Genomic DNA, 23,917 nt, shown 5'->3' on the forward strand with positions numbered 1-23,917 from the left:
TCGCGAATGCAGCATAGCTGCGCTGCATCAATGCTGTTTTTCGCGTTATTCGCATCATGCAATTCAAGAGTTATCAAGACGTGATCTGTTGAGATTTACTCGTTATCGTCATGCTCGGCCCGGATCAAACCGTGATGGGCAGCCGACCCGAACCGCCGCACGCCGGAGACCCTGTCCCGCGGTACGGGCACCCCGACCTCCTGGGGACAGGGACACGACGGAGCGATCCGGCGGAGTCGGTGGGCGCAGGGAGGGACACCACCATGAAACAGAACCGGAAGATCAACACTCGCGCTCTGGGCCTCGCGGCCGTCACCGGCGCCCTTGTTGCCGTCCCGTTCGGTCTTTCCGCCTCCGCGTCGGCCGAGCCGACCCACGACTGGGACGGTGTTGCCCAGTGTGAAAGCGGCGGCAACTGGGGAATCAATACCGGTAACGGCTACTACGGTGGCCTGCAGTTCTCGCACAGCACCTGGGTCGCCAACGGCGGCACCGGCTACGCCCACCAGGCCAGCAAGGCGGAGCAGATTCGCGTCGCCGAGAACGTGCTCCAGACCCAGGGCGTCGGCGCCTGGCCCGTGTGCGGCCAGTACCTGCGCGCGGGCACCTCCGAGCCCGAGCCCGCCCCGGAACCGGCCGCCCCCGCCCCGGCTCCCGCCCCCGCCCCCGCGCCCGTCGACGATGCCCAGGTCCTCATCGACCAGGCCACGGCCGCCGGTGGCGAGCTGGCCCGCCAGTTCGGCGTCGAGGGCCAGTACCACCAGATCCTCGCCGACAACGCCGGTCTCATCGAGTCCATCGGCGGATAAGTCGCCGCTCCGGCGCACAGTCGTCCAGGAAGCGGACCTCCTCCCGCTCCAGCGGACTCGCGAAGGCGCTGCCGTCTCGTGGCGATGGCAGCGCCTTCTGCTGTCTCACGGTCAGTCGCCCGAGTCGCCAGAGGCAGCCACCCAACCCTCGGGGTCCGGCGGCATCGCGACCCGTGCACGAAGAAGGGCGCTGTCGTCCACCGACGACAGCGCCCTTCTCGGTCAGCGGCGAATAGTGCCTATCCGCCCGCGTTCTCGTACGCGTCCACGGCCTGTTGCAGACGTTCCAGAGCGCGGCCCAGCTCACCCAGATCACCCGACTTCTGGGCGTCCTGCACCGACCTCAGAGCGCTGTCGATCTGCGCGACCGCGGCGTCCCGGCCCGCGGGCGGTGGCGTCGTGCCCTGATCGGGCGGCGGTGTCGTGCCCTGGTTCGGCGGTGGCGTGGTGCCCTGTTGGCCGGGCTGGTTGGTGGCGGCGCTGCCGGTGCCGGGCAGCACCTTGTCCAGAGCCTCCTGCACCGTGGAGCCGTAGCCCACCTTGTCGCGGTAGCTGGCCAGCACCTTCACCAGCTGCGGGAAGGTCGGGGCACCGGCACCGGCATTGCGTTCCAGATACCACGGCTCGACGTACAGGATGCCGCCGTTGCCGACCGGCAGGGTCAGCAGATTGCCGTAGCGGATCTTGTTGACATTGCCACCGGTGAGCAGGTTGCGGTCACGCGAGACCTCGTCGGCGGTGGTCATCGACGTCTGCGTCTGTCCGGGGCCGGGGGTTTCCGAGCCCGGTGGCAATTGCAGCACCGTGATCTTGCCGTAGTTCTCCGGATCCGAATGCGCCTGCAGGTACGCCGACAGGAACTGGCGACGGAAGCCCACCATGCCGCTGGTCAGGGTGAACATCGGCTTGCCGGTCTCCGGGTCGCCGAGCAGCTGGTAGTACGGGGGCTGATGGGCGTTCGCGGCCGCACCCTCCACCGTCGGGTCGTTCGGGACCGACCAGAAGGCGTTGTTGGTGAAGAACTCGCGCGGATCGTTCACGTGGTACTTCGACAGCAGTTCACGCTGCACCTTGAACAGATCCTCGGGGTAGCGGAAGTGCGCCCGCAGCTCCGGCGAGATCTCGCTCTCCGGCGTCACCGCGTTCGGGAACACGCCGCGCCACGCCTGCAGCACCGGATCGGTGGAGTCGACCTCGTACAGCTTGACGGTGCCGTCGTAGGCGTCGATGGTCGCCTTCACCGAGTTGCGGATGTAGCTGACCTCCTTGCGCGGCAGCAGCCGCCCGGTGGTCTGGTCGATGCTGTCCTCGAGCACGCCGTCCAGCGACGTGCGCTGCGCGTACGGGTAGCTGTCCAGGGTGGTGTAGGCATCGACGATCCACACGATGCGGCCGTCGACCACCGCCGGGTAGGCGTCGCTGTCGGCGGTCAGCCACGGTGCGACCTGCTCCACGCGGTCCCGCGGATTGCGATTGAAGATGATCTTCGAATCGGGGCCGATCACGCCGGAGAACAGAATGTTGCGCTCGGCGTACTTGGCGGCGAAGGCCAAGCGGTTGACCCAGTTGCCCAGCGGCACACCGCCCGCACCGTCGTAGGTGTACTGCGAGTCGGGCTTGTCGTACTCACGGGCGGGCTGACCGTTGGCACCGACGATGGCGTAGTCCGCGTCGCTCTTGGAGATCAGCTCGCCGTAGTAGATGCGCGGCTCGTCGACCGGAATCGCCTGCCGCTCCTTCGGAATGAACAGATCGCTGACCGTCGACAGACCGTCCACGTCGAAGACCGGGTAGCCGTAGCCGCCCGATTCGCCCGCCGCCTGCTGCGCCTGCTCGGACTCCTTGGGCGGGGCCACGTTCACGCGGTTCGCGGGCGCGGCCACGAAACCGTTGCCGTGCGTGTACACGGTGTGCTTGTTGATCCAGTCCGTCTGGTTGCCGGACAGGTTCTGCGGCTGCAATTCACGGGCCGCGACGATGAAGTCACGCATCTCGCCGTTGACCTCGTAGCGGTCCACGTCCAGCGGATCGGGGAAGCCATAGAAGTTCTGCAGCTGCTGGTTGCGCTGAATGAAGGTGGCCTGCATCAGGTTCGGATCGAGCAGGCGGATATTCGCGATGGTGGCGCGGTCGGCGGCCGACATACTGGCGCCGTTGGTGTTCTGGGCGACGCCCTTGTAGTCGACGTATTCGACCTTGTCGTCGGTGATTCCGTAGGCCTGCCTGGTCGCCTCGATATTGCGCTCGATATAGGCGGCTTCCTTGGTGGCCGCGTTCGGGCGCACCGAGAACTGCTCCACCAGCAGCGGCCACACCGCGCCCACCAGCACCGAGGACAGCACCAGCAGCGCCGCCGCCATCGCCGGAACCCGCAGATCCTTCAGCACGATGCCGGCGAAGAAGGCGACCGCGCAGATCACCGCGATGGACAGCAGGATGAGCTTGGCGGGCAACACCGCGTTGATATCGGTGTAGGAACCACCGGTGAAGGTGGGTTCCTTGCGTTGACTGGACAGCAGGGCGTAGCGGTCGAACCAGTACGCGATCGCCTTGAGCAGCACGAAGATTCCGGCCAGCACCGCCAGCTGCACGCGCGCCGCGGTGCTCAGCGAGCCCTCCCGGCCGGTGAGGCGCAGGCCGCCGAAGACGTAGTGGGTCACCAGGTTCGCGAAGAACGCGATCAGCACGGCGACGAACAGCCAGTTCAGGACCCAGCGGTAGAACGGCAGGTCGAAGGCGTAGAAGCCGATGTCGAGATTGAACTGCGGATCCTTCTGGCCGAAGGAACCGCCGTGCAGGAACAGCTGCACCGTCACCCAGCTCGACTGCGCGACCAGACCGGACAGCAGACCGATCACCAGCGGGATGCCGACGCCGAACAGGCGAAGTCGGCTCATGACCGTGGTGCGGTAGCGGGCGATCGGATCGCCGGGGCCGGCCGGTGGCAGGAACATGGGGCGGGTGCGGTAGGCCAGCAGCAGCGCCACCCAGATGATGGCGGCGACGGCGATGGTGACCACCAGGAACAGCAGGATCCGGGTCAGCAGGACGCGGTGGTACACGTCGCGGAAACCCACCTCGCCGAACCACAGCCAGTTGGTGTACGCGTCGGTGAGCCGGGGGCCCACCAGCAGCAGTGCGGCCATGACGAGTGCTGCGACCAGCAGTACTCGGCTGCGTCGAGACAGCGAAGGTAAGCCTGTCGGGGGGCGCATGCCCACGGTGCCACGCTCCTGAGTCCGGTGATCGATGGTGGTCCCACGAGACCTTTCGCGCCCCACTCTACGTAAAACACCCGGCAGTGGATGGGGCACACCCGATGTTCGCGAGCCGCGAACCCGGCGGGGAGAGAAATCGTTGTGCTCCCGCTGCCCGACGGCAGCGAGATCGGGGACGCGAGTGGGGGTGAGCGCACGCGACCCCGGGATCGGACTATCGGTCCCCGATGCGAGGATTGGGCGTGTGAATCCCGAGCAATGGTCAGCGTCTGCCCTGTACCGGTGTATCCGCGAAGTGGCCGAGTTCGTCGACGGTGAGGGGTGGGATCGGCCGCCGCAGCTGTTCGCCCTGGTGCCCACCGAGGATCTGGTGGCGGCGGAGCCCGCGCTGCTGGATCAGCTCGACGGCGGGAACGCCTACACCCCCATCGCGCAGGAGCCGCTGCCGGAGGACGTATCCGGGGACCCGATGGCGCTCGACGAGTTCCTGGCCACCACCAGCTGGCCGCCCGCGGTAGCGGGGGTGGTGCTGGTGCAGGAGATCCTGGTGCTGCCGCCCACCGCCGAGCAGACCCTCGACGACGCCATCGCGCCGCTGCTCGCCGACCGTGACGCCGCCGACGCCGCGGCCCGCCGCGCCGCCGACAACCACCCGGACCGCCGCGAGGCCCGGCTCTTCGCGGGTGTGCTCCGCGACGGCACCGTGCTGTCGCTGCTGCACGTCCGACCCACCGAGGACGAGGAAGACCCGTTCGGCGACCTCGACCTGCGCACCACACCCAACCTCGCCCCCAATATCGTCGAGGCGCTGCGGCACACCCTGGAGAACGAGCCGGAGGACTGACGCCGCGGGGCGGCATCGCGCCTACTCGCAGGTGGGGAAGTCCTTGCCCGCGTTGATGCTCGCCAGGGATTCGATTGCGCCGCCGAGGGTTTCGACCCGGACCAGACGCAGGCCATCGGGTATGCGCTGTTTGGCCTCGTTGCAGTTGGCGGCGGGGACCAGGAAGGTCTCGGCACCGGCCTCGCGGGCGGCGATCATCTTGTACTGGATGCCGCCGATCGGGCCGACCTTGCCCGCCGGATCGATGGTGCCGGTACCCGCCACGAACTTGCCGCCGTTGAGTTCACCGGGGGTGAGCTTGTCGATGAGCGCCAGGCTGAAGATGAGCCCGGCGGAGGGACCGCCGACCTCGGAGAGGTTGAAGTCCACCTCGAGCGGGCCGACCGCCGCCTCGGTCGGGGTGACGCCCAGGTAGCCCTTCTCGGCATCGTCGGGCCGCGCGCCGACGGTGAGCTGGACGGTCTGCTCCGCACCATCACGCTTGATCACGATCGGCACCGTCGACCCGGGCTTGGCGGACGCCGCCGCGTCCAGCAGATCCTGCACCGCGGTGAGGGGTTTGCCGTCCAGGCTGATCAGCTCGTCGCCCTCCTTCAGCACATCCCTGGAGGGGCCGTCCTCCGCTACCGAGCGCACCGTCACCACGGTCGGCATGTCCAGATAGTGCAGCGCCGCCAGCTCGGCATTGTCCTCGGAGCGCTTGAAATCCAGCTTGTTGGACTTGTCCACCTCGTCGCGGGAGATACCGGGCGGGTACACCTCCGCGCGCGGCACCAGGCCCTGCTGACCGCTCAGCCACAGCCCGAACGCCTCGAAGATATTCAGCCCGTCGCGAACGGAGACCGTCGTCATATTCAGGTGCCCGGTGGTCTCGTCGACCGGCACTCCCCGCACTTCGACCACGGGTTTGTCACCGACCTCACCCAGCGTGTCGAACGTCGGGCCAGGACCGAGCGCCACGAACGGGACGGTGACGGCGCTACCCACAGCCCCCAGGATCAGAATGGGGATCAGAGCGGCGAGCAGGGTGAATATCCGACGGTTCACCGGGCCAAGGGTACTGGTGATGGGCGCGATCGCGACGCACCGCTGCGCGGATTGCCCTCCGCCGGGCTCCAGTACCGTAGTGGGTATGAGTGACTATCCGTTCGGATTCTCGAACCGCGACGACGATCCGGAGCGCAAGAAGCCGGGCGACGAGTCGGGGTCCGGACCGAACGATCCGTTCGGCTTCATGATCGGCGGACCGGGCGGTGCGGGCGGCTTCGACCCGTCGCAACTCGGGCAGATGCTCAGCCAGTTGGGCGCGATGTTCAGCGGGATGGGTCAGCCGGGCGCGCAATCGGGTCCGGTGAACTACGACGTCGCCAAGCGGCTGGCCCGCCAGCAGCTGGGCGCGGGCGTCAGCCCGGTGACCGAGGGCACCCGCCGCGCCGTCACCGATGCCGCGCACCTGGCCGAACTGTGGCTGGACGCCGCCACCACGCTGCCCGCGGGCGCGACCAAGGCCGTGGCGTGGACCGCCAACGACTGGCTCGAGGAGACGCTGCCCACCTGGAAGCGGCTGTGCGATCCGGTGGCCGAGCAGATCTCGGGCATGTGGACCTCCACACTGCCCGAGGAGGCCAAGCAGTTCGCCGGGCCCATGATGGGCATGCTGAGCCAGATGGGCGGGCTGGCGTTCGGCTCGCAGCTGGGCCAGGCGCTGGGTCAGCTGGCCAAGGAGGTGCTGACCTCCACCGATATCGGCCTGCCGCTCGGCCCGGACGGCACCGCCGCGCTGCTGCCCGCCGCCATCTCCGAGTTCAGCGCGGGGCTGGAGCGGCCGGAGAGCGAGACCCTGGTCTACCTGGCCGCGCGGGAGGTCGCCCATCAGCGACTGTTCGCGCATGTCCCGTGGCTGCGCCAGCAGGTGCTGGGCGCCGTGGAGGATTACGCCCGCGGCATCCGCATGGACTTCTCGGCCATCGAGCAGGCCGCGCAGAGCATCGACCCGATGTCGCTGGCGGATCCGTCGAAACTGGAGGAACTGCTGTCGCAGGGCACCTTCGAACCGCAGACCACGCCCGAGCAGAAGGCGGCGCTGGAGCGGTTGGAGACGCTGCTGGCGCTGATCGAGGGCTGGGTCGAGGTCGTGGTGACCGATGCCGTCGCCGACCGGCTGCCGGGCGCGGGCGCGCTCGCGGAGACGCTGCGCCGCCGCCGCGCCACCGGCGGTCCGGCCGAACAGACCTTCGCGACCCTGGTCGGGCTGGAGCTGCGGCCGCGCAAGGTGCGTGAGGCGGCCGCGCTGTGGCGGCGACTGACCACCGACGCGGGCATCGAGAAGCGCGATGGGGTCTGGGCGCATCCGGACCTGCTGCCGCACTCCTCGGATCTGGACTCCCCCGCCGGATTCATCGACTCGGTGATCGGCGGCGGCACCGCGGCCTTCGACGATCCGCTGGCACAGCTGGCAGAGACCGAGGCCCGGGAGAAGCAAGAGCGCGACGAGAAGCAGGGCGACGGCGGGAACGCCCGCGACGCCGGAGATATCGACATGCGCAAGGGTGACGACGACGCCTGACAACAGCGACGCCTGACAACAGCGACTACGGCCGGAGCGAACAGCGCTCCGGCCGTTCGCTTCTCGGCGGGCGGCGACAGTGACAAGCGCGTGGAACAGGGACCTACGCGCGGGGTGCGGCGGGCGGCGCGGCAGCACAGCGGCGCGGCGGCGAACAGTGCGGCGGCGCAACGGCGCGGCAGGTGGCGAACAGCGCGGCAGCGCAGCGGCGCAACGACGCGGCGGGCGGCTGCGGCGCGGCGGGCGCGGGGGCGCGGGGGGCGCGACGGGTGCGGCGGGTGGGGAGGGTGGCGAGCGGCGCGGCGGCGGGCGGCGTGAGGTATGCCCGCCGGAGCGAGGTACCGGGCGTCGGGCGTGGCGGCTGTCGCCGTGCGGCGTGCGAGCGGGTGAAGTCCCGGGGTGGGCGGGGTCGTGCACACTGTCCGGGCGGGCTACCGACCTGTGGATAGCCGTTCGAGTGCCTGGTCAGGAGGTGTTTTCACCGGCTGTCGTCGGCGCCGGGGCGCGCATACTTCCGGGCATGAGCATGCGTGTCCGGGGGCCGATGCTGCACCCGCGCTATCCGGTGCTGGTGCGGCGTGACGGCGGGGTTCAGGTGGGGTGGGATCCGGGTCGGGCGCTGATCCTGCGGCTACCCGGGGTCGACACCCAGCGGGTGCTGGCCTTCCTGCGACTGTTGGACGGACTGTGCAGCTATCCGCGCATTCTCTGGCGCGCACGCGAACTCGGCATCGAGGCGGATACCGTGCGCGGGGTGCTGGCGGAGATGCGGACGGCCGGACTGCTCGCCGACGCCGGTGCCGAGCGGGTGGGGGGCATCCGGCTCCTGGGCGGGGTGCATCTGCACGGGCGCGGCCCGCTGTCCGACGCCCTGCTGCTCGGTCTGCGACGGATGGGCATGCGTCCCAGTCACTCCCGTGGGGAGTCACCGCCCACCGCATGGCGGCCGCAACTGGTGGTGCTGGCCGACACCCTGGTGCCCGCTCCGGATCTGGTGGAAAGGCTGGTGCGGCTGCGCATTCCGCATGTGCAGGTCTGCGTTCGGGACGGTCGCGGCGTCATCGGCCCGCTGGTGCTGCCCGGTGTCACCAGTTGCCTGTCGTGCGCGGATCGGTATCGAGCCGACCGCGAACCGGAGTGGCCGCACCTGGCGGCGCAGCTGTTGGGGCGGGTCGGCCAGGCCAGCGCGGCCGGTATCGCGGCCACCGCGGGCTTGGCGCTGGCCGAGATCGAGGCCGTCGCGGCGGGCGAGCCCGACCGTCCGCCCACCGTGCTGAACGCCACCCTGGAGCTGAATCTGGATTCCCGACGGCTCGACCGCCGCACCTGGCCGCCCCACCCGTCCTGCCATTGTCGGAAAAGCCCAGTTCAGGTCGAAGTGTGATGGAGGACACTATCTATGGAGTCGATGAAGATCAGCCAATTCCCATGGCACATCGGCTGGTACGTCGGCAATGATGGGGACGTGTCTGAGATTGTGAGCCGCCGCTCCTCCCGCAATGCCAAGTTGGCCAAGATTCCACTCGGTATCGCGGGCCGGGCGGCCGTAGGGTTCGGTCGCAAACTCGCCGGGGGCGACAAGAAGGAGATCAACGCCGAGCTGAACCAGCGGGCCGCCGAACAGCTGTTCGCGGTGCTCGGTGAGCTCAAGGGCGGGGCGATGAAGTTCGGCCAGGCGTTGAGCGTCATGGAGGCCGCCGTACCGGAGGAGTTCGGCGAGCACTATCGCGAGGCCCTCACCAAGTTGCAGGCCGCCGCGCCGCCCATGCCCGCCGCCGCCGTGCACAAACAGCTGGACCAGCAGCTCGGCACCGCCTGGCGGCAGCGGTTCAAGCATTTCGACGACGAGCCCACCGCCTCGGCCAGTATCGGCCAGGTGCACAAGGCCGAATGGTCCGACGGCCGCATCGTCGCGGTGAAGGTGCAGTATCCGGGTGCGGACGAGGCGCTGCGCGCGGATCTCAAGACGCTCAACCGCATGGCGGGCATGATCGGCTCGCTCATTCCGGGCGCGGATGTGAAGCCGATTCTGGCCGAGATCAGCGAGCGCACCGAAGAGGAGCTCGACTACCGCATCGAGGCGGGCCATCAGCGGCAGTTCGCCAAGGCTTTCGACGGGCATCCGCGCTTCCTGGTGCCCAAGGTGGTGGCCAGCGCGCCCAAGGTGGTGGTCACCGAATGGCTGGACGACGCCACCCCGGTCTCGACCATCATCAAGCAGGGCGAGCAGGACCCGGCGGGCACCCTGGAACTGCGCAATCGGGTGGCCGGGCTGATGGCCGAATTCCACTTCTCCTCCCCGGCGATCGCCGGGCTGCTGCACGCCGACCCGCATCCGGGCAACTTCATGATGCTCGCCGACGGCCGTCTCGCGGTCATCGACTACGGCGCGTGCGCGCCACTGCCACAGGGCTTCCCGCCGATTCTGGGACAGATGGTGGCGTTGGCCGTGGAGGAGCGTTTCGACGAACTCACCGAACTGCTGCACGCCCACGGTTGGGTGATTCCCGGAAAGCGCCTGAGCCATCAGGAGATTCAGGACTATCTGCGGCCGTTCACCGATCCCATCCAGACCGAGACCTTCCACTTCACCCGGCGGTGGATGCAGCGGGTGGCGGGCAAGGCCACCGACATCACCAGCGCGGAGATGAAAACCGCTCGCGCCCTACAGCTTCCGGCGGAGCACGTAATGATCTTCCGGGTGCTGGGCGGCTCGGTGGGCATCTGCGCCCAGCTCGACGCCGAGGTGCCGTTCATGAAACTCATGCACGACTGGGTGCCGGGGTACGCCGAGAACCGCCGGGCGAGCTGAAAAGACTTCCCCCACAGCGATACAACCATCGCGGCCGCGACGGCCCCCCGAACGTACAACGACCCGCTCACTGCGAAGTGAGCGGGTCGTATGTGTTCCGTTCCCCCGTCGCGGAGGGGCATCACGCCACCGCGACCTTGCGCGGGCGGCCACGCGGCCGCTTGCGGGCGATCACGACACCCTGGTCGAAGATCTCACCGCCCCACACGCCCCACGGCTCACCGCGATCCAGGGCGGCGGTCAGGCAGCCCTGACGGATCGGGCAGGAGGCGCACAGCGCCTTGGCCTCTTCCAGCTGAGCGGGGCTCTCCGCGAACCAGAGGTCGGGGTTGCCGACCCGGCAGGGGATGTTGAGAGCGACTCCCCGGCGGGTGCGGGTGGTCGGGGTGACGTTTCGGCATGTCGCGCGTTCACGGATGACCGTGGTGGACACGTCTTCTCCTTCAGCTCGTGCAGCGGTCGTTGCGTTGTTCCGCGAAACCGGTGCCTGTGGCTGAAGGGCCGTTGTATCTGTGGCCACGGTTTCGCTTCTGGGCGATCCGTGGCCGGAGGTCAGGGAGTGTTCCCTACCTGGGTCGACTTCGGTGTCGACGCCTGATCACGGTCGCTGGGTGGGCATTACGGGTGCGGGCTGCCGCCGGCAGATGCACCGGACGGAGTCCGGCCTCTGCGGTGGCGCCGAAGACGGCGAAATCAGCGATCGGCTGATCAGCGGTCGGCTGCCAGTCACCCTTGGGCTTGTCCTGCATGACGATGTGCGACGGCGCATAACGTCCGGTTTCGAAAACCTTGCGGAATTCGGAGACGCCGATGCCACTGCCGCGCACGCTGGACAGACGAATCCCCTGCGCGAGGATCCCCCGGGAGGCCGACACGACGGACGGCGCAATCGCTTGCATCGACAAAGTCGTCGACATTGCGTTCGTGGTCATTGGTCTGCCTCCCTCCTGAACTCGTTGCGATCGAAAGTGTTCATGCATGCGGGGTGACACCCCGGGTGCATGACAACCACCCTAAGCGGGCGGTACATCAGTGCACAACCTATTTTTGACCTGCGTTTTTGTGCCCTGTCGCACCTCTTGCGAGGCAAGCCCCCGAAGCTGGGGGCATCGCCGCGGGAACTACGAGGAGGCGCGCAGCCGCGACCGCACGATGGCGATCACCTCCGCGCCGTACGCCTGCAACTTCTTCGCCCCGATACCCGGAATGGCGACCAGAGCGCGGTCGTCGGTCGGCTGCTGTTCCGCGATGGCGGTCAGGGTCGTATCGCTGAAAACCACGAAATGCGGCAGCGACAGCTCGTCGGCCTTCTCCCTGCGCCATTCCTTCAGCGCTTCCAGCAGTGCGGGATCCAGATCGGCCGGACAGCGGGAACAGCGGCCGAGCATGGTCGCGGTGGTGTTGAGCAGTGGTCGCCCGCAGATTCGGCAGGTGGGATGCACGCGCTTGGGACCGCGGCGATCGGTGGTGTGCTGGGCGATGCGCGAGGCCGGGGAGTCGTCGGGGACCAGACCGGCGAGGAAGCGGGAGCGGCGGCGCACCTTGCGTCCCCCCTCGGTGCGAGCCAGCGCCCAGGACAGCCGCAGATGCTCCCGGGCCCGGGTGACGCCCACATAGAGCAGCCGCCGTTCCTCCTCCAGGGCCGCCTCGTCGGCGACGGTGTTGTCCGGACCGAGCACGTGCGCGATGGGCAGCGTGCCGTCGGCGAGACCGACCAGGAAGACGGCGTCCCACTCCAGCCCCTTGGCGGCGTGCAGGGAGGCCAGGGTGACACCCTGGACCGTCGGCGGATGCCGGGCCTCCGAACGGGCGGCGAGTTCGCGGAGCAGGCCGGGCAGGTCCAGGTCCGGGTCGTGGGCGGTCAACTCCTCGGTGAGCTGCACCAGGGCCACCAGCGAGGACCAGCGTTCGCGGGCCTGCGCGCCGGTGGGCTCCTCGGTGGTGAGCCCGAGCCGAGCCAGCGCGGCCCGCACCAGGGTGACCAGGTCCGCGCCGCGCGCATCGGGCAGGTCGTCGCGACCGGCGGTCTGACGCAGCGTGCTGACGGCCTGGCGCACCTCCGGCCGCAGGAAGAAGCCCTCGCCGCCGCGCACCTGATACGGGATGCCCGCCTCGGTGAGCGCCTGTTCGTAGACCTCGGACTGGGCGTTGATGCGGTAGAGCACCGCGATCTCGGCGGCGGGCACGCCCTTGCCGAGCAGTTTCGCGATGGCGCGGGCCACGGCCGCCGCCTCGGCGGGCTCGTCGTCGTACTCGGCGAAGCCCGGCTCCGGGCCGTCGGCGCGCTGGCCGACGAGCTGCAGGCGGGTGCCCGCGATGCGGCCGCGCGCCGCGCCGATGACGCGATTGGCCAGCGAGACCACCTGCGGGGTGGAGCGGTAGTCGCGCTCCAGCCGCACCACCGTCGCCTCCGGGAAGCGGCGGGAGAAGTCGAGCAGATAGGTCGGGCTGGCCCCGGTGAAGGAGTAGATGGTCTGGTTGGCGTCGCCGACCACGGTGAGATCGTCGCGCTCGCCGAGCCAGGCGTCGAGCACCCGCTGTTGCAGCGGGGTGACGTCCTGGTACTCGTCCACCACGAAACAGCGGTAGCGGCCCCGGAACTCCTCGGCCACCGCCGGAAAATCCTCGATGGCGGCGGCGGTGTGCAGCAGCAGATCGTCGAAGTCCAGCAGCATGCCGTCCGGGGTGATCTTGAGCTGTTCGTAGGCCGCGTAGACGGCCGCGACCTTGGCCGCGTCGTACGGGGTCTCGCGGTGGCGGCGGGCCACCGTGGCGGCGTAGTCCTCGGGGGCCACGAGCGTGCCCTTGGCCCATTCGATTTCGCCGAGCAGGTCGCGCACGCTGTCGGTGTCGGCGGGCAGTCCGCCGCGCTGGGCCGCCTGGGCCACGATGGGAAATTTCCTGTCGATCAGCTTCCACGGCACATCGCCGATGACCTGCGGCCAGAAATAGCGCAACTGCCGCAACGCCGCGGCGTGGAAGGTGCGGGCCTGCACCTGGGTGGCGTCACCGCCGAGTCCGAGCGTCCGCAGCCGCCCGCGCAACTCCCCCGCGGCCCGCGCGGTGAAGGTCACCGCCAGCACCTGATCGGCGCGCACGTGACCCGCCGCCACCAGGTGGGCGATGCGGTGGGTGATGGTGCGGGTCTTGCCGGTCCCGGCCCCCGCTAGCACGCAAACCGGGCCGCGCGGGGCACGGGCGGCCGCCGCCTGCTCCGGATCGAGGTCGTCGAGCAGGTGATCGCTGGACTGGGTGGTGGTGGCCGGCACGCGCTCCATCATGGCAGCCGCCTCCGACAGCGCGCGTACCCCGCACACCACGGCTGTCCGGGAACAGGTTCCGCACCCGGCGCGTTGCACGACCCGTGACTGCAACGGACCTGACCATGTACTCGACCACCTGGTGCGGCTACTGCCGCCGACTCAGGAAGCAACTCGACGAGGCGGGGATCACCTACGAGGTGATCGATATCGAGGAGAATCCCGCAGCGGCCGAATTCGTCGGCAGCGTGAACAACGGCAATCACGTGGTGCCGACCGTGAAATATCGGGACGGGTCCACCGCCACCAATCCCAGCCTGGCCGCCGTGCAGCAGGCCCTCGCCGCGATCAGCTGATTCGACGCGCACCCGGGTTCGGCGCGGACGGTCCATGAAAAAAGCCGCACATCCCGTTCGGGATGTGCGGCTTCGCGCTACCGGGTCAGTCGGTGCAGACCGATTCCTTGATCACACCACGTTCCGGGCTGGAACTGCCGGTGAACGGGAACGGCAGCGGCGGCTTGACGGCCGCCAGCTTGTCGAGCGCCGCCCGCTCCGCCTCGGGACGGGTCACCCCGGTCCCCCCGTGGAAGCGCATCTTGTCCTCGCTCATGGCGACCGCGCCGCAGCCATTGGCCCAGCTGGCCAGCACCTCACAACCCCGGTAGCCGCATTCGGCGAGCGCGGCCTGCTCGGCCGACGCCCGGTCCGGATAGTTCCAGGCCGAACCGTAGGAGGTGAAGTCGCTGAACGCGCCGACGGCGATGGCACCCCAGTATCCGTCCGGGCCGGGCTCCGCCGCAGCGGTGCCCATGCCGACGGACGTGAGTGCGGCCGCCGAGACAACCAGACTCATGGCGGCCTTACTCAGAAAACCCATCGAAAAATCTCCCCATCAGAAAACGGCTTCCGACGTGAAAGCCGTTCCAGTGATCTTGACGGGGATTAGTCCTATTTGTCCAACAAGTTCCGAATAGTGGGAATCAGTCTGCGGCAGCCCAGGATTCGACAATCGTGCGCGCGATGGAGATCGATCCCGGCAGCAGCAACCGCGCATCGCCGCCGCCACTGCCCCACGCACCGGCCGCCAGCGCCTCGCGCACCTCGGCGCGGGTGAACCAGTGCGCCTCGGCGATCTCACCGTCGGAGAAATGCAGCGGCTGTTCGGGATCGGCCTGCGCGGCGAAACCCACCATGAGCGAGCGCGGAAACGGCCACGGCTGCGAGCCCAGGTAGCGGACCTCGCGCACATCGACGCCCACCTCCTCCTTGATCTCGCGCTCCACGCACCGCTCCAGGGACTCCCCGGCCTCCACGAAACCGGCCAACAGCGAGAACAATCCCTCCGGCCAGGTGTGCTGGCGGCCCAGCAGCACCCGGTCGCCGCCGTCGTGCACGAGGCAGATGACGGCCGGGTCGATGCGGGGGAATTCCTGATGGCCGGAATCGCTGGTGCGCGACCACCCGGCGTTCGACGCGCGCGTCGGCGTGCCGTCGTGCGCGCTGTAGCCGGCCTTGTCGTGCCAGTTCAGCAGCGCGATGGCGGTGGAGAGCAGACCCGCGCCAAAATCGTCGAGATCCAGTGTCGCCCCCACGGCACGCAGATCGGTCAGCTCACCCTCGATCTCGTTGTCGCGCACCGCCCACAGGTGGAACTCGCCGTCCACACCCAGGAACACCGCATGCGGCGACGGCTCGGCCGACAGCGTCACCGCCTCCTCCAGCACCACCGCATTGCCCTCGACGCGCACCTGGCCGCGCCGGTTCATGCGCACCAGCTTCGCCTGCCCCCAGCCTTCCTTCAGAGCCTGCTCATCGGCGCGGAGATGCTCCGCCCGATCGAGAGCGGAACGCGAGAGCACGGGCACGGCATTGAGATCAAATACGGACACAGCATCTATTTTGCCCTTCGCTTCGCTCCGGGCGGATTCGCGTCAGAGATTGGCGCGGCGGAGGTACAGGAGTTTGTCGGCGGTTTCGAGGGCGTCCACCTCGGGTTCGCCGACGCGGATGAGCTGACCTTCGCGGACCACGCCGAGGACGATATCGCGGAGGTGGCGGGGGGAGCCGCCCACCTCCTCGGGTTCCACGTCGCGTTCGGCGATGGCGAAACCGGCCTCGGGGGTGAGCAGGTCCTCGATCATGTCGACCACGCTGGGGGTGGTGGTGGCGATGCCGAGCAGGCGACCCGCGGTCTCCGAGGACACCACCACCGAATCCGCGCCGGACTGGCGCAGCAGGTGGGTGTTCTCGGCCTCGCGGATGGAGGCCACGATCTTGGCCTTGGCATTGAGTTCGCGGGCGGTCAGGGTGACCAGGACGGCGGTGTCGTCGCGGTTGGCGGCGATGACGATCGAGGCCGCGTTCTGCACACCGGCCAGCCGCAGCACATCGGACTGGGTGGCCGAACCGTGCACCGTCACCAGGCCCGCGTTGGCCGCGCGCTCCAACATGTCGGCGTCGGTGTCGACGACGACGATCTCGGCGGGCTGCACGCCGTCACCGAGCATGGCGTCGACCGCGGTGCGGCCCTTGGTGCCGTAGCCGACGACCACGGTGTGATTGCGCACGGTGTGCCTCCATCGCTGAATCTTGAAAGCCTGCCGGGACCGTTCGGTCAGCACGGACAGGGTGGTGCCGACCAGGACGATCAGGAACAGCACCCGCAGCGGGGTGATGACCAGGATATTGACCAGCCGGGCCTTGGGAGTCACGGGCGCGATATCGCCGTACCCGGTGGTGGACAGCGACACCGTCGAGTAGTACAGCGCGTCCATGAGCGACAGCTCACCGTCGACGTTGTCGTTGTAACCGTCGCGCCCGACGTAGACCACGGTGGTGGCGATGGCCAGCAACAGCACGGCCATGCCGATCCGGCGCCACAGCAGCCGCCAGGGGCTGGTCTGCGCCTCCGGGATGCGCAGGACGCCCACCAGGGCGAAGTCGGGGCGCTCGGTGAGTCTGCCCAGGCCGGGCGAGGAGTCACCGAACATGGAAACCACCGGCCCATCCGAAAGCGTCTAGCTGCGGCACAGGACGGCAGACTACCGGTCCGATCGGCGGGATGTGATGTCCGGACGGGGCGCGTCCGGAGATCGGTCCGACTCCTCCGGTGTGTCGAGCTCGGGGCCGAGTGGTGCGGCGGCGCCGATGAGCTCGGCCAATTCGCCTGGGCCGGGCAGATGTTCGGGGGCGATGGTGCGGCCGGTGCGCACGTAGTGGAAGGCCGCTCCGATCCGGTCCAACATCTCGGCCTCGGTGGCGCCGGTGCGTTGGGCGAGCAGCCGTGCCCAGGCCACGCGGTAGACGGCCAACTGCACGGCGACGGCGGCCTCCTCGGCGGGTTTCGGTTCCGCGCCGGTCTTCCAGTCGACCACCACCCAGCGGCCGTCCGGTTCCCGGAAGACCGCGTCCATGCGACCGCGCAGGACGGTACCCGCCAGTGTCGTTTCGAAGGACACCTCGACCTCGACGGGATTGCGGTCGGCCCACGGCGAGGCGAGGAACGCCTCCTGGAGGCGGACCAGGTCGGCGTCGGTGTCGCCGGTGTCGGACGCGCCGGGGAGTTCGTCGACGCCGAGCAGGCGCGACGCCCCGAACCAGCGTTGCAGCCAGGCGTGGAAGGCGGTGCCGCGCCGAGCGTACGGACTGGGCGGATACGGCAGCGGACGCCGCAGCCGGGCAGCCAGTTTCGCCGGATCGGCATGCAGGTCGACCAGGGCGGTGGCGGGCAGCTGCCCCGGCAGCTCGACCTCTCGGGCGGCCTGCGTGGCCGCGGCGTGCTCGGCGAGCAGCGCGTCGACATCGGCCGCCCAGCCCTCGGGATCGGGGTCGTCGGAGTCCGATTCGCCCGCAACGATTTCGACGTCGACGGACGAATCCGCGAGCGGATCGGCACGCCGGTGCGGCGGTCCGGCACCGACCCTCCCGCCCGCGCTCGCACCGGATGCGCCGCCATCCGAACTCGCGACGTGCGGGTCGCCCGGCGGCGGCACGGTGGCACCGGGTTCCGCACCCGCGGCGCGTCGCTCGCCCTTTGGCGGCGTGGTGGAACCGGTTGGGGCGGCCGGAAACATACCGAAGTCGAGTTCGGTCTGGATACCGCGGGCGGCGCGGCGCTGTTCCTCGCGCAGGTCGGCGAGGGCCGCGCGGACCAGGGCGGCGGCGTGTTCGATATCGGCGCGGCGCTTGCCGAGGGGGTCGCGGGGCCAGGTGGCGGTGGGCGGGTTGTCGGTGAACGGGTTGGGGGTGTCGGGGGGTGGTGGGTCGTCCCAGCGGTCGATGCGAACGGCGCGGGCCAGCATGCCGGGCTGTTCCGCCGCGCGCGCCAGGTCGAGCAGGAAGTCGGAGGGACCCTTGGGCTTGGAGCCGGTCTCGGCCCAGTGGTGCGCCGAAACGAACAGGGCGCGTTCGGTTCTGGTGAGGGCCACATAGAAGAGGCGGCGCTCCTCGTCCAGGCGGCGGGCGGCCAGTGCCTTCTTGTGCGCGTCCAGGGCGCGTTCCAGATCGGCGCGATCGTGGATATCGGTGAGATCGAGCACCGGGACACCCTCACCGGCGTCGTCGCGCTGGCGGTCCCCGCGCAGCGCGGTGGGGAGTTCCGCGAGCGCGCCCATCCAAGTGGTGGTGCCGGTGCCGGACGGGAAGGTGCCGTCCACCACGTGCGGGACCGCCACCACCTCCCATTCCAGCCCCTTGGCGGCATGCACCGTGAGCACCTGCACCCGATCCCGGGCGACCTCGACTTCGCCCGGCTCCAAACCGTTCTCGACCTCCTCGGCGGCGGCGAGGAAGGCGAGCAGCCCGGTCAGCGAGGCGCGATGGTCGGCGGCGTAGCCGGAGACCACCTCGGCGAAGGCGTCCAGATGCTCGCGACCCGCGCCCGCCCCGGCGGTGGCGCGCCGGGCCTGGGTCTCCACGCCCACCCCGATGGTGCGCTCCACATCCGCGACCAGTTCCGGCAGCGGCTGTCCGCTCCGCTCGCGCAGGGCGGTGAGCTCCGCGCCCAGGGCATTGATCCGCGCGAAACCCTGCGGTGAATACTGTTCCGCCGCACCGGGATCGGCAATGGCGTCGGCCAGGCCCGCCTGTTCGGAGGGCTCCGGCGCGACCTCGCGCAGTGCGTCGTCCAGTGTCCCGGTGTCGGTGATGGCGGCCTGCTGTCCGGCGGGCTGTCGAATGGACAGCTCTCGGGCGCGCCGGGACAGGGCGGCGATATCCGCGACGCCGATGCGCCAGCGCGCGCCGGTGAGGATGCGGATGGCCGCGCTGCCCGCCGACGGGTCGGCGATCAACCGCAGCGTGGCCACGACATCGGCCACCTCGGGCGTATGCAGCAGCCCGCCCAGCCCGACGATCTCCACGGGTAGTCCCCGCTCCCGCAGGGCCTCCGCGAGCGGGGCCGCATCGGCGTTGCGGCGCACCAGCACCGCCGAGGTGGGCGGCTGCGCATCCAGGTCGGCGGCGGCCTCCCATTCGGCCGCGATGCGTTCGGCCACCCACTCCCGTTCGTCCGCGACCGTCTCGGTGAGGGCGAAGGCGAGCACGCCGTCGGTGGCGTCGGGCCGCGGGCGCAGGGCGTCCACGGTGACGCCACCGCCCTCGGCCGCCCGCCGCCGCAGCGGATCGGCCACCAGATTGGCCAGTTCCAGCGCCTCCGGTGGGTTACGCCAACTGGTGAGCAGCGGCAGCACCGGCGCGGGAATGCCCGGCGCACAGGGGAAGTCGGTGGCGAAGCGGGGCAGGTTGGCCGCCGACGCACCACGCCACCCGTAGATCGACTGCATGGGATCGCCCACCGCGGTCACCGCGAGCCGTCCGCTCCCGGCCGGGTCGTCGTCGCGATCGGGTCCGATGCCGCCGAAGAGGGAGGCCAGCAGAATGCGCTGGGAGTGGCCGGTGTCCTGGTATTCGTCGAGCAGCACCAGGCGGAAGCGCTCACGTTCGGCGGCCGAGACCTCCGGATGTTCGGCGGCCAGCCGGGCGGCCAGGGACATCTGCGCACCGAAATCCAGTGCGCCGCGGCGGCGCAGCTCCTCGGCGAGCCGTTCCACCAGAGGCAGCAGCGAGATGCGCTCCTCCTGCACGGCGAGCAGGTCCAGCAGGGCCTTCTTGGGTCCGCCGCGCTGCTTGGGGCCCGCGGGCAGGGTGTGGATGAGGCGGTCCAATTCCCGGTGGGCGTCCCGCAATTGGTCCGGCCGCACCAGGTGCTCGGCCAGCTGCCCGGACAGCGCCAGCACGGCCTCGGTGACCGAGACCGGGGTGCGGTCGATATCGAGGTCACCGTCCCAGGTCGAGACGAGCCGATAGGCCAGTTGCCAGAGCTGGGTCTCGCTGAGCAGGGTGGCGTTGGGTTCCACCGGCAGCAGCAGGCCGTGTTCGGTGAGCAGCCGGCCCGCATAGGAGTGATAGGTGCTGATCTCCGGTTCGGAGCCGGTGAGCAGGGCGCGCAGGTGCCCGGTGGGGTCGATATCGCGCACCAGCGGGGCGCCGGCGAGCCGGGCCAGGCGGGTGCGGATGCGGGTGGTCAACTGCTGGGCGGCTTTTCGAGTGAAGGTGAGGCCCAGCACCTGTTCGGGTTCGACCAGGCCGTTGGCGACCATCCACACCACGCGGGCGGCCATGGTCTCGGTCTTGCCCGCGCCCGCCCCCGCCACGACCAGGGTCGGGCCGGGCGGGGCGGCGATCACGGCGGCCTGCTCGTCGGTGGGCGGGGGCAGGCCCAGCGCGTCGGCCAGTTGCCGGGGGGTGATCACTCGTCGGTCACCTGCCGACCGGTGTCCTGCACCGGGCAGCTGCCGGAGACCTTGCAGTGGCGGCAGCCGTCATTGCGCATGGCGAGATAACTGGGGCCGCGGGTGGCGGCGGCCGCGTCGTGGATCACGCCGCGCCACCGGTCGATTCCCGCCTCGTCCAGGGGCGGCTGCGCACGCTGGGTGGCGCCCTCCCTACTGGACGGCTTGGCCACGTAGACCAGGCGGGCGCCGCCGGGTTCGCCGTCACCGAGCGCGCCCTCGGCGGCGGCGACCTGATAGGTCGCCAGCTGGGCGTGGTCCTCGGCGGCCTGTTTGGAGATGGGCGTCTTGCCGGTCTTGACATCGACGATCACGAAGCGGCCCAGGGCGTCTCGTTCCACGCGGTCGACGCGGCCCTTGATGCGCACCGGCAGTTCGTCGGGGCCGCGCGCGGGCAGAGTGAGGTCGATCGGCACCTCGACGCCCAGCGCGGTGAGTTCGTCGCGGGTATTGCGCAGCCAGGCCAGGAAGGTGTCGACCATGGTCTCGGTGCGGCGCAGTTCCTGGCGGGAATGCCAGTTCTCGCCCTCCCGGGAGCTGGGGTCGACCTTCTTCCACGCTTTGGCCAGCGCCGCCTTCACCTGCGCCTCGTCGACCTGTCCGGCCAGGGCCTGCACCAGGGTGTGCACCAGATTGCCCTTGAGGGCGTGCACATTGTCGCCGTCCTGGCCGCCGTGGCGTTCCAGCGCCCAGCGCAGCGGGCAGGTTCTCAGCTGGTCGACGGTGGACGGGGAGAGACCGACGGCGCCGTCCTCGATCTCCCACAGCGGATGCTCGGAGCTGAGGTCGGCGGTGCCGTACCACTCGTCGGGGTGTGCGCCGCGCACACCGGCGGCGGCGAGGCGGGCCAGTTGGCGGGCGGCGCGGTCGGCGCGATCCGGATCGGCCTCGGGATCGCAGACGGCGCCGCGTAATTCGGCGATGAGGGCGTGCATGGCGAGGGCGCGACCCGGATCGACCGGGGCGGGGATGCGGCCCGGTGCACCGTGGTCGGTATCGGCGTCGAGTTCGGCGAGGAAGCGCGACGGGGTGAGATCCTGGTCGCCGGTGACGGATTCGACGGCGGTCACCAGCAGGGAACGGCGGGCCCGGCCGCAGGCCACCAGCAGCAGCCGCCGCTCCTCGGCCAGCAGGGGTGCGGCGCGGCTGAGACGTTCGCCGGTATTCCCTACTCCGGCAATGACATCCACCAGCTCCTCGACGCCGAGCAGGGTGCCGCGCGGGCGCAGGTTGGGCCAGATGCCCTCCTGCACACCGGCGACCGCGACGGTATCCCATTCGCGTCCCGCCGCGCCGTGCGCGCTGACGATGGTGACGGCCTCGCCCGGATCGGTGTGCGGTGCGCTGTCCTGCGGAATCTCCTGCTGTTCCAGGTATTCCACGAAGCCTTCGACGGTGGCGTGCGGCAACCGGTCCACATACGCTCCGGCCGCCTCGAACAGCCCGACCACAGCGTCCAGATCCCGGTCCGCCTGCATCCCGACCGCTCCCCCGCGCTCGGACTGCCCCACCCACCGCCGCTCCAGGTTCGACGCCGTCCACACCGCCCACAGCGTCTCCTCCAGCCCCTCCCCGCGCCGCCGCGCCGCGCGTCCCCGCCCCACAGCCTTCAACACCCGCCGCAGCGGCGCGGACTCCACCTCGGTGAGCCGCCCCAGCACGGCCCGATCCCCCACGCCGATAATGAGATCCCGCAGTATCTCCGCCGAGGACCGATCGAGATCGGCGAACCGCTCCGCCTCCCGCTCTCCGTCCGGCCCGGTAGCCTGCCCGACTCGGACATCTTCCCTGCCGCCGGACACTGCCGCCCCGGCGCCTGGCGTTCGGCTGTCCGCCCCGGCGTCATCGCCTGGCGCGGCCCCGCTCGGTTCGGCGTGGTCCGTCGCGGGGCGGGGCGCGCCGCCGTCGACCGTTGCCGAATCGTCCGGGGCGGAAGCGTTCTCGTCGGCGTCCGGTTCGGGTCGGCGGGTGGGGTGGCCGAGTTCGAGGACCGAGCGGCGGATGCCGCGGCGCAGGCGGCGCAGGCTGATCTGGTCGGCGCCGCCGAGGGGGCCCGCGAGCAGGTCGAGGGCGTCGTCGGCGGTGAAGGCGTCGGGGCGGGGGCCGGGGTGGCGGCTGGGGTCGCTGGCCATGATGGCGCGCAGGGTGAGCAGCGCCCAGGCCGCGCCGCGGCGGCGGGCGAGCGGGACCTCCGGCGGAGGTTGGCGCACGGGGACACCCGCCGCCAGCAGCGCACGCCGCAGGGGGGCCAGCGACAGCGGAATGGAGCGGACGATCACGGCCATCCGGGACCACGGGACGCCGTGGGTGAGGTGCGCGCGGCGCAGATGGTCGGCGATGAGAGCCGCCTCCTTGGCCGGGGTGGTGAGGACGTGGACCCGCACCTCGCCCTCGGGGGCGTCGACCACCCGCAGGGCGACCGGCGGGGTGCGGTGGACGCCGGTGCCGGGGAGGCGGGCGGTGATGCGGGCCAGGGCCTCCTGGATGGCGGGGGCACTGCGGTGGTTGTCGCGGAGGATGACGCGGCGGTCCTCGGGTGCGCCGGGGTCGGCGGCGAAGCGGGCGTCCGCGCCGCGGAAGGTGAAGACGGACTGGTCCGGGTCGGCGGCGATCACTGCGGTGGCGGGGCCGCTGCCGATGGCGCGAACCAGTTGGGCCGCTTGCGGATCCAGGTGCTGGGCGTCGTCGACCAGCAGGTGCCGGACGCGGTCGCGTTCGGCGGCGAGCAGCTCCGGGTCCAGCACCAGGGCGTCCAGCGCCGCGCCCACGAGTTCGGCGGCGTCCAGGGCGGGAGCGCTGGCCTCCGGGGTCTCCATGCCGACCGACCAGCGCAGCAGCATGGTCTGCTCGTACCGCTCGGCGAAGCGGCCCGCGGCCACCCACTCCGGATGCTGTTGGGCGCGCCCCAGTTCCACCAGGTCCTCGGGTCCGAGTCCGCGTTCGGTGGCGCGCAACATGAGATCGCGCAACTGTTCGGCGAAGCCGCCGGTGGGCAGGGCGGGGTGCAGCCGCTCGGGCCAGTACTTCGCGCCGTCCTGGAGTTCTCCGCGCAGCAGCTCGCGCAGCACGATGTCCTGTTCGGATCCGGTGAGCAGCCGCGGTGGCGGATTGCCGTGCGTCGCCGCGTGCGTGCGCAGCAGGCCGAAGGCGTAGGAGTGCACGGTGCGCACCAGCGGTGCCCGGGTCGCGCCCGGCACGCCGCCCAGCTCCGGAGCCAGCGCGGCGATGCGGAGGGTCAGCGCGTTGCGCACCGCGGTGGCCGCCCGTTTGGAGTAGGTGAGCACCAGCACCGACTCCGGATCCTCGCCCGCGACGATCCGGGCCGCCGCCAGATCCACCAGCAGCGCGGTCTTGCCCGTCCCGGGACCGCCGAGCACCTGCCACGGCCGCCATCCCGGTTCCGGCTCCACGCCGTCGAACAGCTCCCGGACATCGGCGTCCCACTCCGGGGAGTGGGACGCGGTCTGCACCCGGCGCACCAATCGCACCGAGCTATCCGATCGCATCACGCGGGCTATTTCAACAGACGCCCCCGACACCATCGTTTGCCCGGTCTTCGCCGAGTGTTCTCGCACACTCCGCCGACCCGGCACCTGTCGTACCAACCCGGCAGAA

Annotated in this window: 16 protein-coding genes; 6 read left to right on the forward strand and 10 right to left on the reverse strand. The window is 70.3% G+C overall.

Features of this window, described 5'->3' with window-relative positions:
- Window positions 1-263 precede the first annotated feature (263 nt).
- A complete protein-coding gene (locus ON31_RS22395) occupies window positions 264-809 on the forward strand; it encodes a transglycosylase family protein (protein ID WP_039816514.1) in 546 nt (181 codons plus the stop codon).
- A 239-nt stretch (window positions 810-1,048) separates the two neighbouring features.
- Here ON31_RS22395 and ON31_RS22400 read toward each other — a convergent pair whose 3' ends face one another.
- Window positions 1,049-4,030, reverse strand: a complete 2,982-nt coding sequence (locus ON31_RS22400) for a UPF0182 family protein (RefSeq protein WP_039816516.1) — start codon at window positions 4,028-4,030, stop codon at window positions 1,049-1,051.
- A 232-nt stretch (window positions 4,031-4,262) separates the two neighbouring features.
- Between ON31_RS22400 and ON31_RS22405 the strand changes: the two genes are divergently transcribed.
- Window positions 4,263-4,871, forward strand: a complete 609-nt coding sequence (locus ON31_RS22405; protein ID WP_051037619.1) for a PPA1309 family protein — start codon at window positions 4,263-4,265, stop codon at window positions 4,869-4,871.
- Between the two features lie 21 nt (window positions 4,872-4,892).
- Here the strand turns inward: ON31_RS22405 and ON31_RS22410 are convergent, their stop codons facing one another.
- Complete coding sequence (locus ON31_RS22410; protein ID WP_081592651.1) at window positions 4,893-5,918, reverse strand: YlbL family protein; 1,026 nt, start codon at window positions 5,916-5,918, stop codon at window positions 4,893-4,895.
- 85 nt (window positions 5,919-6,003) lie between these two features.
- On the opposite strand from ON31_RS22410, the gene ON31_RS22415 reads away from it, so the two are divergent.
- From ON31_RS22415 to ON31_RS22425, 3 genes are all read left to right on the forward strand, one after another.
- Entirely contained in the window at window positions 6,004-7,437 is a 1,434-nt protein-coding gene (locus tag ON31_RS22415; protein WP_039816522.1) for a zinc-dependent metalloprotease, read from the forward strand.
- A 520-nt stretch (window positions 7,438-7,957) separates the two neighbouring features.
- On the forward strand, window positions 7,958-8,821 hold the full coding sequence (locus tag ON31_RS22420) for a TOMM precursor leader peptide-binding protein (protein ID WP_039816524.1): 864 nt from the start codon (window positions 7,958-7,960) through the stop codon (window positions 8,819-8,821).
- Window positions 8,822-8,845: 24 nt separating this feature from the next.
- Window positions 8,846-10,249, forward strand: a complete 1,404-nt coding sequence (locus tag ON31_RS22425; protein ID WP_051037620.1) for an ABC1 kinase family protein — start codon at window positions 8,846-8,848, stop codon at window positions 10,247-10,249.
- A gap of 121 nt (window positions 10,250-10,370) precedes the next feature.
- Here the strand turns inward: ON31_RS22425 and ON31_RS22430 are convergent, their stop codons facing one another.
- The 3 genes from ON31_RS22430 to ON31_RS22435 form a co-directional block, all read right to left on the reverse strand.
- Window positions 10,371-10,682: a WhiB family transcriptional regulator gene (locus ON31_RS22430; RefSeq protein WP_081592652.1), complete on the reverse strand. Its 312-nt coding sequence runs from the start codon at window positions 10,680-10,682 to the stop codon at window positions 10,371-10,373.
- Between the two features lie 133 nt (window positions 10,683-10,815).
- Window positions 10,816-11,181 (reverse strand): hypothetical protein, encoded by a 366-nt coding sequence (locus ON31_RS36875; protein ID WP_029931675.1) that lies wholly within the window; start codon window positions 11,179-11,181, stop codon window positions 10,816-10,818.
- Window positions 11,182-11,370: 189 nt separating this feature from the next.
- The gene (locus ON31_RS22435; protein WP_085996470.1) at window positions 11,371-13,530 is read right to left on the reverse strand and encodes an ATP-dependent DNA helicase UvrD2; all 2,160 of its coding nucleotides are present in this window, start codon (window positions 13,528-13,530) and stop codon (window positions 11,371-11,373) included.
- A gap of 83 nt (window positions 13,531-13,613) precedes the next feature.
- Between ON31_RS22435 and ON31_RS22440 the strand changes: the two genes are divergently transcribed.
- A complete protein-coding gene (locus tag ON31_RS22440) occupies window positions 13,614-13,865 on the forward strand; it encodes a mycoredoxin (RefSeq protein WP_039816526.1) in 252 nt (83 codons plus the stop codon).
- Window positions 13,866-13,950: 85 nt separating this feature from the next.
- Here ON31_RS22440 and ON31_RS34810 read toward each other — a convergent pair whose 3' ends face one another.
- The 5 genes from ON31_RS34810 to ON31_RS22465 all read right to left on the reverse strand — a co-directional run bounded on the left by ON31_RS34810 (window position 13,951) and on the right by ON31_RS22465 (window position 23,808).
- The gene (locus ON31_RS34810) at window positions 13,951-14,388 is read right to left on the reverse strand and encodes a DUF4189 domain-containing protein (protein WP_081592653.1); all 438 of its coding nucleotides are present in this window, start codon (window positions 14,386-14,388) and stop codon (window positions 13,951-13,953) included.
- 103 nt (window positions 14,389-14,491) lie between these two features.
- The gene (gene nudC / locus ON31_RS22450; RefSeq protein WP_039816528.1) at window positions 14,492-15,400 is read right to left on the reverse strand and encodes an NAD(+) diphosphatase; all 909 of its coding nucleotides are present in this window, start codon (window positions 15,398-15,400) and stop codon (window positions 14,492-14,494) included.
- 42 nt (window positions 15,401-15,442) lie between these two features.
- Window positions 15,443-16,501, reverse strand: a complete 1,059-nt coding sequence (locus tag ON31_RS22455; protein WP_039816531.1) for a potassium channel family protein — start codon at window positions 16,499-16,501, stop codon at window positions 15,443-15,445.
- A 51-nt stretch (window positions 16,502-16,552) separates the two neighbouring features.
- A complete protein-coding gene (locus ON31_RS22460) occupies window positions 16,553-20,260 on the reverse strand; it encodes an ATP-dependent helicase (RefSeq protein WP_051037622.1) in 3,708 nt (1,235 codons plus the stop codon).
- On the reverse strand, window positions 20,260-23,808 hold the full coding sequence (locus tag ON31_RS22465; RefSeq protein WP_039816533.1) for an ATP-dependent helicase: 3,549 nt from the start codon (window positions 23,806-23,808) through the stop codon (window positions 20,260-20,262). Before ON31_RS22465 ends, ON31_RS22460 begins: the two co-directional genes overlap by 1 nt.
- Between the last annotated feature and the right edge of the window lie 109 nt (window positions 23,809-23,917).

The sequence above is a fragment of the Nocardia otitidiscaviarum NBRC 14405 genome, assembly GCF_000308635.1.
In the GTDB taxonomy this organism is placed as follows: Bacteria; Actinomycetota; Actinomycetes; order Mycobacteriales; family Mycobacteriaceae; genus Nocardia; species Nocardia otitidiscaviarum.

Bases quoted from the DNA above. Each gene is read 5' to 3' on its own strand.
- ON31_RS22395 (WP_039816514.1), top strand. From the start codon at position 264: ATGAAACAGAACCGGAAGATCAACACTCGCGCTCTGGGCCTCGCGGCC.
- ON31_RS22415 (WP_039816522.1), top strand. From the start codon at position 6,004: ATGAGTGACTATCCGTTCGGATTCTCGAACCGCGACGACGATCCGGAG.
- ON31_RS22420 (WP_039816524.1), top strand. From the start codon at position 7,958: ATGAGCATGCGTGTCCGGGGGCCGATGCTGCACCCGCGCTATCCGGTG.
- ON31_RS22425 (WP_051037620.1), top strand. From the start codon at position 8,846: ATGAAGATCAGCCAATTCCCATGGCACATCGGCTGGTACGTCGGCAAT.
- ON31_RS36875 (WP_029931675.1), bottom strand. From the start codon at position 11,181: ATGACCACGAACGCAATGTCGACGACTTTGTCGATGCAAGCGATTGCG.
- ON31_RS22435 (WP_085996470.1), bottom strand. From the start codon at position 13,530: ATGATGGAGCGCGTGCCGGCCACCACCACCCAGTCCAGCGATCACCTG.
- ON31_RS34810 (WP_081592653.1), bottom strand. From the start codon at position 14,388: ATGGGTTTTCTGAGTAAGGCCGCCATGAGTCTGGTTGTCTCGGCGGCC.
- ON31_RS22455 (WP_039816531.1), bottom strand. From the start codon at position 16,501: ATGTTCGGTGACTCCTCGCCCGGCCTGGGCAGACTCACCGAGCGCCCC.
- ON31_RS22465 (WP_039816533.1), bottom strand. From the start codon at position 23,808: ATGCGATCGGATAGCTCGGTGCGATTGGTGCGCCGGGTGCAGACCGCG.